This window comes from Paenibacillus sp. 598K (genome assembly GCF_003851045.1).
In the GTDB taxonomy this organism is placed as follows: domain Bacteria; phylum Bacillota; class Bacilli; order Paenibacillales; family Paenibacillaceae; genus Paenibacillus_D.
Genome location: NZ_BFBX01000018.1, coordinates 57,427 through 71,370, shown reverse-complemented (window position 1 = coordinate 71,370; position 13,944 = coordinate 57,427). Strand labels below are relative to the sequence as shown.

Annotated in this window: 8 protein-coding genes; 3 read left to right on the top strand and 5 right to left on the bottom strand. The window is 55.5% G+C overall.

Annotated elements, in window-relative coordinates; translation table 11 throughout:
- The first annotated feature begins 269 nt into the window (after positions 1-269).
- Entirely contained in the window at positions 270-2,369 is a 2,100-nt protein-coding gene (locus PA598K_RS08435; protein WP_185601716.1) for a sensor histidine kinase, read from the top strand.
- Here PA598K_RS08435 and PA598K_RS08430 read toward each other — a convergent pair.
- The 4 genes from PA598K_RS08430 to pdxR all read right to left on the bottom strand — a co-directional run bounded on the left by PA598K_RS08430 (position 2,366) and on the right by pdxR (position 10,509).
- A complete protein-coding gene (locus tag PA598K_RS08430) occupies positions 2,366-3,043 on the bottom strand; it encodes a response regulator transcription factor (RefSeq protein ID WP_185601714.1) in 678 nt (225 codons plus the stop codon). The genes PA598K_RS08435 and PA598K_RS08430 overlap by 4 nt on opposite strands.
- Positions 3,044-3,211: 168 nt before the next feature.
- Positions 3,212-5,755 (bottom strand): cohesin domain-containing protein, encoded by a 2,544-nt coding sequence (locus PA598K_RS08425; protein WP_128656525.1) that lies wholly within the window; start codon positions 5,753-5,755, stop codon positions 3,212-3,214.
- A complete protein-coding gene (locus PA598K_RS08420) occupies positions 5,748-8,987 on the bottom strand; it encodes a dockerin type I domain-containing protein (RefSeq protein WP_185601712.1) in 3,240 nt (1,079 codons plus the stop codon). Before PA598K_RS08420 ends, PA598K_RS08425 begins: the two co-directional genes overlap by 8 nt.
- Before the next feature lie 106 nt (positions 8,988-9,093).
- Positions 9,094-10,509, bottom strand: a complete 1,416-nt coding sequence (gene pdxR, locus PA598K_RS08415; protein WP_260405319.1) for a MocR-like pyridoxine biosynthesis transcription factor PdxR — start codon at positions 10,507-10,509, stop codon at positions 9,094-9,096.
- 156 nt (positions 10,510-10,665) lie between these two features.
- On the opposite strand from pdxR, the gene PA598K_RS08410 reads away from it, so the two are divergent.
- Together PA598K_RS08410 and PA598K_RS08405 are read left to right on the top strand one after the other, a co-directional pair.
- On the top strand, positions 10,666-11,673 hold the full coding sequence (locus PA598K_RS08410) for an LLM class oxidoreductase (RefSeq protein WP_260405318.1): 1,008 nt from the start codon (positions 10,666-10,668) through the stop codon (positions 11,671-11,673).
- A gap of 163 nt (positions 11,674-11,836) precedes the next feature.
- The gene (locus PA598K_RS08405) at positions 11,837-12,304 is read left to right on the top strand and encodes an Lrp/AsnC family transcriptional regulator (RefSeq protein WP_128656523.1); all 468 of its coding nucleotides are present in this window, start codon (positions 11,837-11,839) and stop codon (positions 12,302-12,304) included.
- 2 nt (positions 12,305-12,306) lie between these two features.
- On the opposite strand, the gene PA598K_RS08400 is transcribed toward PA598K_RS08405, so the two are convergent.
- Positions 12,307-13,503 (bottom strand): MFS transporter, encoded by a 1,197-nt coding sequence (locus PA598K_RS08400; RefSeq protein WP_128656522.1) that lies wholly within the window; start codon positions 13,501-13,503, stop codon positions 12,307-12,309.
- Between the last annotated feature and the right edge of the window lie 441 nt (positions 13,504-13,944).

Genomic DNA, 13,944 nt, shown 5'->3' with positions numbered 1-13,944 from the left:
CTACAGATTCGATCCCGTGCCTCTTTGGCATTTTTCAAAAGTCTAAAACTTCGTTTTTATTATACTTCAATCTTATATACTTTCGATTATGTTGTCAATTTATTTCTTTTTACTTTCGATTCAAAAGAAATCCAAACTGGCGCTGCAACGGCTCAACGCCAGAAGAACATACGGAGTCTGGATCAGCGATCTGTGCTATACTGATCGCACAAGGCAATTACTATTGTACATAGACATGAGACTTTAGTCGCACGAGGGGGAATATGACGATGGCCAGCCGCATGTATGGGGTTGTAATTATGCTGCTGGTGATGGGACTTGCAATCGCGGTTGCTGCGCCGCTGGCAACAGCGGCCATTGCCGCCGCGGAGGGGCAGCAGGCTCTAGATGCTGCGCAGGAGCAGCTTCGGGCCGATCAAGGCGTGCTCGATCTACGCAGCGCCGAGCACGGTCAGGGGAGCGATATGGCGCCGCTGGACGGCGAATGGGAATTTTATCGCGGGAAGCTGCTGGAGCCCGGCGATCCGCAGCTGGGCGGGGCGGACAGGCGGATGATCAAGGTCCCCGCCTCATGGAGCGCTGCATCGGACCATGGCTTGCTGGAGACGGGGCACGGCCACGGCACCTATCGGCTGCTGCTCCGCATCCCTCCAGACGAGGTGGGGACGAGCCGGGGGTTGTTTATCCGCTCGATCGGGAGCGCCTACAGGATCTGGATCGACGGCGCCGAGTATGCCGGCTTGGGCACCGTAGGCGCCGACGATCGCGACGAGTCGCCGCAGTCTCATATTAATCTGATCTATTTCCAGCCTGGACAAGAGCAGGTCGAGCTCCTCCTCCAGGTGTCCAACTATTCCTTCCGCGAAGGCGGCATCCGCAGAGAGATGTTATATGGCAGCATCGAAGCGTTGACGCCCTTTATCGTCAAAGAGTTGTTATACGATATTTTTATTATCGGCGGATTTTTGTTTATCGGCGTCTATCATCTCGTCATTTGCGCCATCCGCAAAAGAGATCCGGCGACGCTCTTCCTGGGACTGGTCACGGTCGCCGTGGCGGCCAGGACGCTGCTGCTGAACGGCTATTTATCGAAGCTGCTGCTCGGCATCGACAGCTGGGAGCTGCTGGTCAAGCTGGAGTATGTGGCCGAGCTGACCGCTTTTATCCTGCTTGTTCTGTTAATGAAGCATTTGTATCCTCGCGAGGCGCATCGGACGATGCTTTACTTGTCCTATCTGACTGCGGGCGGACTTGGCCTGTACGTGCTGACCCAGCCGGCCGATACCTTTACCTCGACGCTGCTGCCGCAGACGGCGATCAAAGCGGCCATTTTGCTTTATTTTGTCTTTTACGTAGGCATCCGGGCGATGCTTCGCCAGCGCGAAGGCGCGCGGATCAATTTGGTCGCATTGCTCGTGCTTACCGTCGCCATCGTCAACGATACCTTCTATTATATGGGCTGGGCGAATACCGTCGAGACGACGAATTATGCGGTGGTGCTGTTTTTGCTGGCGCAGACAGTGATTGTCGCTTATCGTTATTCGCTCCTGTCGGCACGCAACGATGCATTGGTGGGCGAGCTGGCGGAGGTCAACCTCGGACTGGAGGAAAAAGTGCGGGCGAGGACAGAGGATCTGCGCAGCAAAAACGAACAGCTGGCGGAAAGCAAGTCGATCCGCACGAAGATGCTCGTCCATATCGCTCACGATCTGGCTTCGCCGGTCGTGGGCATTCGCAGATATGTGCAGCTGATGGCGGAGGGCAAGCAAGGCACGGGGCATCCGTCCATGATGGCCAAGCTGGCGGCGCAGCTCGCTTATATCGAACGGCTGATTCAGGATCTGTTCGAGCTGTCCAAGCTGGAGTCTGGCGAGCTGCCCTTCCACCTCGAACGCGTGGCGGCAGATGCGCTGCTGGCCGAGATTCGCAGACGATTCGAGCCGGAGCTGGAGCAAGAAAACTATGTACTGCACATGAATATCGAGCTGAATGGGGAGGATGGCCAGGCTACGGTAACCGTCGATCGATTCCGTATCCTCCAGGCGCTGCAAAACTATGTCGGCAATGCGGTGAAGTTCAGCCGGGGAATCAGCGAAAAACTAACCATCAACGGCCGGATTAGGCGCGATGCCAATGGACGACCCGCGCTAGTGATCGAGGTAGAGGATTACGGGCGGGGCATCCCGGCAGCAGAGCTGCCCCAGGTGTTCCTCCGATTTTACAAAAATCGCGAAGGCAATGAGCAAGGCAGCGGGCTCGGGCTGACGATTGTACAAGAAATCGCAAGGCGGCATGGCGGAGATGTTGGTGTATCCAGCGGGGAAGACGGCAGCGTCTTTTATCTCGCTCTGCCGCTAGACACCCCCTAGCCGTGCAGTCCTCTGGCGGCCATTGCTTCCAGATAATCGACGGCTTCCTTGCGGCCTCGGACCGACAACTTCTCGTAGATGGTCGTCAAATAATTTTTGATCGTCCCCTCGCTAAAATGCATCGATTCCGCAATCTCCTTGTTGGGCAGACGATTCAGCAGCCGCAGCATGATGGTCTGCTCTGTTTTCGTAAATTGCGGGCTGCGTTCGAAAAAACGAAGGATGCCGCTCTGCTTGATGCTATGGTCGCTGTTGAGCACGTAACGGGCGATGCTGGCGGCAACCTCCGCTGTCAGCAAATACCGTCCCATCGCCGCCTCCCGGACTCTGCTCGCCAGCTGGTCGGAGTCGAGCCCTTTGAGCAGGTAACCGTTCGCCCCATAGGCCAGCGCCCGGAAGATAAATTCTTCTTCGCTGTACGTCGTCAAGATCAGGATCGGCAAGTCGGTATAGAGCTTCCGGATTTCCTGGATACAGGTCAGTCCATCCATCACAGGCATTTGCAAATCCAGCAATACGATGTCCGGTCTGCGATGACGGATCAACCGAAGCGCTTCCGCTCCGTCGGACGCCGTCCCCGCCACACGCAGATCCGGCTCTCCGCTCAGCACAAGCTCCAAGCCGATCCTTATTAATTCGTCATCATCGGCTATTACAATATCAAGCGGTTTCATGACCTGAAGCCTCCCTTGCCCATAATCTGCCTGTCTATCATTCATTCTAGCATATTTCGACAAAATGTGACCAAGTGAAAAAGACAAAAAGAACCCCGCTTCGGCTCATCCAAAAGCGGGGTTCGTTACGAGTTTTGCGTGAATGGTTGGTTTGCGAATCGTGATTGATTATTCGTTAATCAAATCCGCATGAACCAGCAGCCGCCTGATCAGCGTAGCCGCTTCGGCTCTGGTGATATGCGCGCCAGGCGCCAGCTCGCTGTCGCTGCGGCCTCGCAGTAGTCCCGCAGCCGCCAGGTCCGTGATGCCAGGCAACGCCCAAGGCGATATGCTGGCGGAATCTGTGAATGCGGCGACGCGCTCGGCTGCTTCGCCAGCTCCCGCCGTGCGCTCGACGCCTGTGATGCCCAAGGCGCGCGCCAGGATCGCGATCGCCTGCTCGCGAGTGATGGTATCGCCCGGACGGAAGGACCCGTCCTCGAAGCCATCGATGAATCCGTAGTCGAGGGCCGACTGAATCGCGCCGTTGTACCAGGCGGAAGCCTCGACATCCCCGAAGCCGCTCGCGCCGCTCTCCGGCCTCAGACCGAGCGCGCGCACCAGGATCGCGACGAACTCCGCCCTAGTGATCGACCGATCCGGCTCGAAACGATCGACGCTCGTCCCTTCGACGATCATCCGCGAAGCCATATCGTTCACAGCAGCCTCGGCCCAGTGGCCTGCCGTATCCACGAATGCCATCGGGTGCCACACGACCGAATACAAGCTATTCGTCAAGCTGTTCATCCGCGCGTAATAGCTGCCATCGATCCGGGTAATGCTCGTCGGGATGTGGCGGAGCGTCCCGTCCTGCTCGACGACAACGCCTGTCGTCACGCGCGAAGGGTCGACGTCGTCAGGTATCCGTACCGTACGCTCCACATAGGCGTCGAATGTCGTCACCTCTACCGTCTTGTCTCCATACACCGCATGGACGGCAAAGCTGACCGGCGGGACAACAATGGCGACGCCCTGCTCCGTCATCGCTTGCTCCGCAGCCCGCAGCGTCTCCGCTGGAGGAGCAGCAATCTCGATGCGGATCTTGATGTCCTGCAATGCTTGCTCGGCGCCGAGGCTCCGCGAGAGCTTATCGATGTCGATCAGTCCCGCCGGCAGCTTGTAGAAGGCATGCTTGGTGCGAATCTCGACCACCGCTTGCTTCCCTTCCAGGCGCTTCACCATACGTCCGTTCAGCTCGCCGATCACGACATCGCTTCCGGTGAGGACCGGCAGCGCGATCACGGCTCGCTCGCCCGCTTCCTCCAGACGCTGCTGCAGCTTGGCTTCGTCCACGACGAGGGTCGTCACCTGCCTGCCGTCGATCTGCTCTGTGCTGGCCGTCCCTGCACGCTCCGCTTTGCCGTTGACCAGCACGTCCACACCTTCGGCCGCACTACCGGTTGCAGGGTTGGACCCCGGACTTGGCTCGGTAGTTGGATATGGATTCGGATTCGGATTCGGATTCGGATTTGGGTTGGAGCTCTCCTGGGCCCAGCGAGCATACAGCGTAGTGTTAGCCGTTACCGTATCGACCTGGAAGTCCCATGCCGCCCCGCCTGACGCTTGCTTATACCAGCCGAGGAAGGTATACCCCGCTTTGGTCGGCGCGGCGGGAGCGCTGATCCTCGCTCCGCTATTGACCGGACCCGGCGCGGCAACCGCGCTGCCTCCTTGCGAATCGAAGGTCACCGTATACGTCGGCACCGGAGTGATCGTCAGCTCCCCTGCTGCCGCTGTCTTCTCCATCTCCAGCCCAGCCGCGCTGGTCATCGAGAAGTACCTCGCTTCCTGCGTATCCGTCACCTCCAGCGTCTGTACGCCGGCGGCAGCGGACGCTTGGATGGCCAGCGTGATCGTAAACAGCGTATCGCCCGTCACGATCGGCGTCTCGCCGCCATCGTCGTCCACCCAAGCTACTCTCAACCAGCCGTTCGGCTCATCGAAGTTCCAGTCGAGATAGTTCCCCGATCCGCTCGCGACTCCCGTAACCTTCATCACTGCAGGATCGATATCGAATTGCAGCTCATAAGCCGCGATGCCGCCCGAGACATTCGCCGCCTTTACCGGCACCTGTACTGTCGTACCCGGCGCTCCGCTCACGCTGTCGATGACGATGTCTGCGCGCGCCGGCGCAGCGGTGACCGTGACTCCGCCCGCCGTCGCAGTCGCTTCGACGGGATCGTCTCCCTCGTACAGCAGCCCCAGATTATCGGGCACGACGACCGTCGCTGTCCCGGACGCCGCATCGTCCTTGATCTTGAAGTGGAGCGTGAACAGCTCCTGTTGCTCCAGCAGCACATTGCTTGTTAACGATGCGGTCACTTGGATCTGGTCGGAACCTAGCATATTGTAGTCGAAAAGCTCCGAGCTTGCCTCATCCACTTCGATCCGGTCGGTTACCTCGTGATCCGCCACCAGCTCCAGGACGGCCGCATCGTATTGGACCGTGATGTCGTAGGCCCAGACCATAACCTCCGGCGTCGCAGAGACGGTGATGCTCACCGTGTCGCCAGGAGCGCCCGCCACGCTTTCCACTTCGATCATGCCGCTATATGCCGGCTCCGGCTCGGCTCCCACCTGGCCCGCACATGAACCGACGACCAGACTCAGCACTAACCAGACGAGCAGCAGCCTCCCATAGGCCGTATGCATCATTGCATGCCGCTTAACCATTCGTTTGACCTCCCTTGCCTACGCACAATGCCAATATCATCTGTACATCGACCGCGTCCCATTGCTGGTCGCCGTTCATATCGACCGCTAGCTGCTGCTCCGCCGTCAGCGTAGTCAAGCCCTTGATGAACTTGGTCAGCAGCAAGGCGTCTGCGTTAGTAACTTTGCCGTCGCCATTGGCATCGCCCATCAATACGTAATAGGCGGTATACGTGACCGAACCGGTCACGGCCGCAGACGACACCTCCGCGCCGCTCAGCTTGGTCGCGCCGCCGTCCTTGCTCCATCCGATGAATGTATAGCCATGGTTTGCCACCACCGTCGGAACCGCTGACGGATACGATCCAGGCAGCACCCCTTCGCTTGCCGCACCGTCGATGACGCCATATAGGCCCGCATCGTAGGTTACTGTATATTCGCCAGCCCAGAGGTCCACCGTCTGGGTAACCATAAAGCTGACCGCCTCCGCCTGATCCGCCGTCACCGTGACGGTAGCCGTGTAGGTGCCTGCGGCAAGCCCGTCTACAGGCTTGATCTTAAGCGGGGTCATCGGTTTGAATTTCTTCAAGGTACCGGACGGCTGCGTCAGCTCGAACGACGATGCATGCTCGCCGCTTAATTCCGCCTTCACGTTGGTCAGTACGCCGGTTCCGGCTTTCTGGATCGCGATCGCGGTTGTCGGCTGCTCGCCCGGGAGATAACTCTCGTTGATCGTCGGCAAGGCGACGTCCCGGATCGGTCCCAATGTATAGACCGGCGCTGCATCGGGCTCTTCATTAGCGATAACGGCGGTCATATTCCCTCGTGGTCCGCCTCTAACCAGGAAGCCGTAATAGAGAACATCGTCGACCCAAAGCATCTTCGAGTCATCCCCATCGGCACTGACATCCGTGAAGCCCGGCGTTTCGACCGTCTTCCACACGCCATCCTCCAGCTTCATAATCGTGGCGCGATTGGAGTCGTCCCGTTGCGGGAAGGTGAGATAGATCGTCTCTCCTTGCACCATCAAGCTATGTTGAGCTAATACGTCAAGAGTGCGGTCTTGCTCCATCTCGACCCATGCCGAGCCATTATAGGTAAAGACGACATATTGGGATGAGACAATCATATCGATATACAAGGCATCGTCATCGCCGATGGCAAAATCCATATAGTACGGATTCAGGCTTGCGTTCGGAGTCCCGACATTCTGCCACGTCGTTCCGTCCAGCTTCATCACCTTTGCTTGACTGGACATATTGACAGTAGCGGAAAAACCGATATAAGGCGTACCGGCGCTATCCAGCTCCAGATGAATATATCTCGCACCGGCAGACAAGGGATTGTTGGAAGCCGCCTGGACCCAGTCCGTGCCGTCGAACTTCAACACATGCCCGCGTCCCCCTCCTCCCGTCTCCGAATAGGCAATATAAGGGACATCTCCCGCACCGATCGCGAGGTTCAAAAAGAAAGGGTAACTTCCCGCCGTAAAGCCGGCTTGGCCGACCGTCTCCCAATCGGTTCCGTTAAACTTCATTACTATAGCTTTGTTGCCTCGCGCCTGGTCCGAAAACGCAACATACGGCATGTCATTGCTGTCAAAGGCGATCGCAAAATCCGAATTCGCAACATTCTCGCTGAAGCCTTGGCTGCCCACGACCAGCCAGGAGCCGCTTGCTTTGTCGTAACGTCGAACGGTAGCTTTTTCGCCATGATCCTCATCGGTATAAGCGACATAGAGATTGCCCTGGCTGTCCGCCGCCAGATCGCCGAACCATCCGTTCATGTCCATGTCGTCGATATAACGGAACTCCGACGTCGACCACGCCAGCACAGCCTCGTCCAGCGCCCATTGGAGCTGCTCCAGGTTATCAAAGCCGCTGCCAGAGTTATTAATCGAGAAGGTCTGGATGGCCGCAGCCCGATCCTTCGGCGCTAACGCCAGATAAGCTGACAGGTCCAAGCCCAGGTCGGGGCTGCCAAGCGCCTCGGTCAAAGGCGTTAGCTTGCGTGCAGCATGGACACGCGAGATCGGAAGCCGCTCCTGCACGGCTTCGTTAAAGGCAGCCTGTACGTCTGTCAAGCTGGCGTAGCCTTGCGCGGGACGGGACGACCATACCTCATTGGCGACAAAGCCTTTATCTTTGTAATTTTGCCAACTGGCGTAATCCCCCGGCGACGTCAAGCCGATATCCGCGCTTTCGAGCAAGTCGCCGATCTCCTCCGCATTCGCCGCCTGGTTCAAGGCATCGATCGGACTGGGCCCGATGTCGGCACTGGCATAAATATTTTTGCCGTTCCCCCACACGATGTTGCTCCCGGAGAGGTCGACACTCGTTTTACTCACATCCGAAGCCGTCACCGACGCAGCGGAGGCTGCGGCCAGATCATAGCTGTATACCTGGTTTTTGCCGCTGCGATTATCGAGCCAGACGACCTTGTCGCCGTCGATGGCGGGAGCGCTCTGATTGTTGTCGCGGGGATCCAGGAAGCGTCCGCTTCCCTCTGAAAGATCATAAAAGTAAATATTGTCGCGGTATGATCCCGTCTGTCTGTCCACCCAGACCAGCTTGTCCCCATCGATGGCCAGATTGGGCTGGGATACCGCCAGGTTGGCGTCTTGCGCGATCGGTGTCGCTCCCCCATTGCCGCCAATCGTATACAGATGCATGGACATCGAGGCGGGATTATATCGGTGTTCATACCATACGACCCGGTCGCCCGACACGGCATATCCGGTCTGAGCCGAGTAATCGCTGTCGTCGATCGTGTTGATTTTTTGCGAGGTTCGACCGGCTACGTCATAGAGATAGATACCATTGCCGATCCCATACACAATGTACTGCTGCTCCGTACCTGCGAGCTTTGGGTTCACCTCGTATACCGAGCCCGTTTGGGTAACTTGCGTTTCTTCATTGGCGACGAGATCGTAGAGGAAGATATCGTTTGTTCCATCGCGATTTTCCGACCACACGACCTCATTTCCGCCAATTTCCGGCATATAAGCCTTGCCGCTCGTCGTCAGCTGCCGCTTTTGCTTGGACGTCGCATCGTACACATACACATTGCCGCCGAGCGTATACACGATCCGGCCTCCGTCGATTATCGGAGAATCATGGCTAACGTTGGCGCCATAGGTAATCGGATACTCTCCCGGCGTCGCGCCTGCCACAGCTACTGTGCCTCCCAGGTTCGACAGCACGGGCAGCGTCAGTAACAGCGCCATTGCGCACAACGCCAACTTTCTCTTCATGTCTCGCATCATTTCCGCTACGCTCCTTTTGCAGTCCTATTCACACGCTTGTTCCTAAACTGTATAGGAGCCTCTTGTCGAAAACCAGTGACGTTTGGTCACCACTTTATCCCGGAAACCATGCGCGATGCAGAGCCTGAACGCCTTTACTCATATCCTCGATCTCCAGTCCTCCATAGCCGACTTGAACCATCGAGGCTTCAGCCTCGGCAGCACTTGCCCAAAAAGGAGACACGGCGTATACACGGACGCCTTCCATTTCAGCCGCATGAATCAGTTGCTCCTCGTTCATACCGTTGTGGACACGAAGCAAAATGTGCAGACCCGCATCTTGCCCAATAATTGTTGTCTTAGAGCCCATTAGCTGTGTGATGGCTTCGATAAGCGCATCCTGCTTTTTATGATAAATCTTGCGCATGCGGCGAATATGAGCCTCCCAGTGTCCCTTGCGCATAAATAGCTCCAGCGTTTGCTGATGATGTGTGGAGACCGTCTGATCAAATACGCGGTAGTTGTGCTCGTGATGCAGCTTCAGCAGAGAGGGAGGGAGCACAAGGTAGGCGATGCGTATGGATGGCAGCAGACATTTGGAAAAGGTGCTTAGGTAAACGGTACGGTGATGGGTATCCAAGCTTTGCAAGGAGGGGATAGGCTTGCCAACATAACGAAATTCACTGTCATAGTCATCCTCAATAATTAGGCCGTTTTTGTCCTCTGCCCATTGCAGCAATCGCATCCGTTTTGCAAGCGACATCACTGTACCCATCGGAAATTGGTGTGAGGGAGTAATGTAGACGGCGCGACAAGGGCTGTTATAGAGCATGTCGATGTTGAGCCCATCTCTTTCCAGTCCAATAGGGTACACCTGAAGACCATGGTGATGAAACACGGTCCGCAAGCCGTCATAGCCGGGGTCCTCCATTGCAATAGCAGTGCCCGTGACAGATCGCAACAGCCCGCAAAGCAGTCCAGTCAAATACTGAACGCCTGCTCCCAGGATGATTTGCTCTGCTGAGCTGTTGACTCCTCTTGAATTGTACAGATAACTGGATAATTGAAGACGTAGCGCCCGATCCCCTTGAGACTCTCCATAAGAGTACAAACTGGATTGCTCTGGCAGCAGACATTGATGAGAGAGCTTGCGCCAGGTTGCGAGCGGGAAATGCGCAGCGTCTACGTCGCCGTACCGAAAGTCATATTTGACGGGAGTGAGCTTATGCTCGCGTTCTTCCAGTAATGCTTCATTCTTTGGTCGCTGCAAGGACAAGGTATCCAACTGCAATGCCATCACATATAAGCCGCTTCTGGGCTTGCTTAGAACATAGCCCTCGGCAATTAACTGCTGGTACGCCAGCTCTACGGTATTGCGACTAATATGAAGATGTCCTGCTAATGTACGAATGGAGGGAAGACGGGTATTGGCAGCATATTTTCCATTCATAATTTCTTTTTTGATATGTTGATAGAGCTGAACATACAAAGGCTCCTTCGATTGATTGTTCAGCAGCAGGGTAATATCCATGATTTTCACTCCTTATCTACATGGCAATTGCAATCTGACCCCATTATTATGTTTAGAACTGTAACTACTAAAAGGGACAGATACTGTTTACAATGATATCACTTCCTTTGAAGCAAGCAAGACTTGAAAGCCACATCTCGTTTAGGAGGGAATCCATTGCAAGCAAGTAAGTCAGGCTTCCAGAGTCATCCCGGGTATCGTCGCATGTTCGCACCAGATCAGTTAACGATAGGCATTTTCTTGCCATTAAGGTTCTATACAGGTCAGATGGAGGCTTTGAAGGATCAGGCGGAGGTTGTACAGTTAATCGATGAGTTGAATTTTGCCGCCGTGTGGGTACGAGACGTTCCCTTATACGATCCTGGTTTTCAGGATGCTGGGCAGCTCTTCGATCCATTTGCCTACCTTTCTTATTTGGCTGCCAAAACACGCCATGTCGCTCTGGCAACAGGGAGTGCTATTTTTACGCTTCGCCATCCGATTGACTTGGCAAAATCCGCTTTGTCGATCGATGTTTTGTCTGGTGGGCGCTTGGTGATGGGAATTGCTTCGGGTGACCGTCCCGTTGAATTTCCAGCGTATGGTATGAATGCAGATGAGCGTGGAGAGCGATTCAGGGAAGCCGTTGCTTTTTTCCGCGAGCTTATCAGGCAACGTCATCCGTCCATTCATTCATCGCTTGGGCAGGTGTCAGGTGTCGAGCTCTTGCCGCGACCGACAGCAGGCGATATCCCACTCATTGTAACGGGATCAAGCCGCCAATCGCTTGATTGGATCGCAGAGCAAGGCGACGGTTGGCTAACCTATCCGGAAGCTACAGCCGACCATTCGGGACCCAAGCGTTTGGCTCAGAAAATTAGTACCTGGCGCGATAAAATAGTTGGGGGAGCATTCAAGCCCCATATGACCAATGAATGGATTGATTTGGTCGACGATCCTGATCATCCCCGCACGCCGCTGCGTGGTGGATTTATATTACGTACAGGACGCAAGGGGTTAATTCAGTTATTGGAGGAATGGCAGGTTGCCGGTGTAAATCATGCTGCGTTAGGCATTCAATTTTCAAGCCGCCCACCCGTTGAAATCATTCAGGAGCTGGCAGAGTATGTGCTGCCCCATTTTCCTACACATCCAGGTCCGAGCCCGCTGTATTCCAACTGGTAGCGTATTTTCCTATACCACGAAAAACCCAAGTTGCTGGAGCGAACTTGGGTTTTTCGTAATGCAGACTTTTATGGCATTGATTTTCCGAGCGTTTAGCGTTATCTTAACAAGAATAACAAGGCCGTTTGGGAATGGCGACTATAAACTAAAGGAGCAACCATCTATGGATCAATTGGATCAAGTAATTCTGTCGCATCTGCAGAGCCAGGCCCGAATCTCGATGACCGAGCTGGGCAAGCTTGTCGGACTCTCGCAGCCCGCTGTAACCGAGAGAGTCAGACGGCTGGAGGAGAAAGGCGTCATTCAAGAGTATCGAACCGTACTGTCCCCCGAAAAAATCGGAAAGCACGCGACCGCATATATGTTGTTTCATACAAGTGCATGCACTGCCTTTCTAAACTTCTGCCGTACATCGCCAGAGGTCATCGAATGCCATCGCATCAGCGGCGAGCACAACTATTTGCTGAAGGTAAGGACGGATTCGACCCCATTGCTCGAGCAGTTCGGAGATCGTAGCGCCAAGTACGGAACGTATACGACCCTGATCGTGATGTCATCGCCCGTCGACCACAAGTATCTCTTGCCCTTGCCGGAATCGGAGCCTGTTACCGACTCTCCGCCCCAGCCCTAGCTCTACATACGGACGCTGCTTCTTGTAAACAACGCTGTAGCAGTCGCAAGCAGCATCAGTACAAGCACCGTCCAGGAGAACGAGGCAACGCCCAAGCTCTCAAGCAGGATGCCTCCTGCCAGACCGCCGCCGCCAATGCCCAGATTCCACGCGGTGACGAGCATAGCTTGGGCTACATCTGCATTCTCTCCGGCAGACTCGGCCAGCGCTGTCTGCAATAATGTGGGCGCTCCTCCAAAGGTCAACCCCCATACCGCAACCCCGACATATACGATAAGCGGTTGTTCGCTTCCGATCCCCAGAGCCAGAGAAGCTGCTGCAAAACCCGACGTACTCAGCACAATTAATCGATGCAGCCTGCGGTCAATAAGCAAGCCTGTCAGACCTATACCGGCGACCGAAGCAAGGCCGAAAACAAGCAGGATCATATCCACGCGTCCTGCAAGCCCGGATTGCTCTAAGTAGGGAGTAATGTAGGTATACAGCACATTATGGGCAATCACCCAGAGTAAGACGATGCCCAAAATCGGGCGAATCCCCCTAAGCGTAAAGACCTTGCGCAGCGGTAATCGCTGCCGAGCCGTCTGCCCCGGAAAATCAGGCAGCTTCCAAAACACCCAGGCAAGCAGAGCAATGGTCAGTAAAGACATCACTCCAAACACCCAGCGCCAGCCCACCCAAATGCCAAGGAACGTGCCCAGCGGCACGCCAAGCGCCAGCGCCAGCGGAGTGCCCACCATCGCTACCGCCATCGCGCGCCCCTTCCATGCATCGGGCACCATCCGACGGGCGTAGCCTGCGATCATCCCCCATAGCACCCCGGCACATACTCCGGCCAGCAAGCGAGCTGCCAAGGTGAGCATATAATGGTCGGAAAGCGCGGTGATCGTATTGAAAACAAGAAAACCGAGGAGGCAGCCGAGCAGTAAAGGCCGCCGCCTCCAGCCTCGCGTCAACGCAGTCAACGGAATCGCCGCTGCCAGCGAGCCCAGAGCATACAGCGTGACGAGCTGCCCCGCCAGCGCCTCCGACACGCCAAGTCCTTCGCTAATATAGGGAAGCAAGCCCGCAGGAAGCGTCTCTGTGAGAATGCAAATAAACCCGGCCATCGCCAAGGCCAGCAAGCCGGCCCACGGAAATCGGTTTGCTAATACACTCTCGGTACGTTGGCGTGCTGCAGCGCTTGGATCAACTTTCATACGAAAATCACCTCTGTCTGTTTTTCAAGAAATCAAGCGGCCGCCAGCAAATCTTGATTCGGACTTCATTGTAGTGAAAAGAGACGTGTTTTTACATAGCTAAACAAACGAAAAACACCTTTTCCACGATAGATTAAAAGGTGTTTTGAAGGGTGAGCCTATATAATCATGGAAGGCGATTTCAAACCGCTGTATGCGCTATAATCATAGCCTTCGATAACGAGACATTATTAGCCTTAGGGCTGTGTTATGGCGCTACCGATTGCCACTGCTGCTCCAACTCAGCCCCTCCTGCCGGCATCTGGACGATCTGATGCGTACCGGGGATCTGCTCGTAGTTTCGGGCGGGTTAGCCAGGAGGGGTAATGAACAGCCTCGAGCTTACAGGCAGGATTAATTTGCACTTGATCGACATGACACAGATGTCATATAATAAATTTA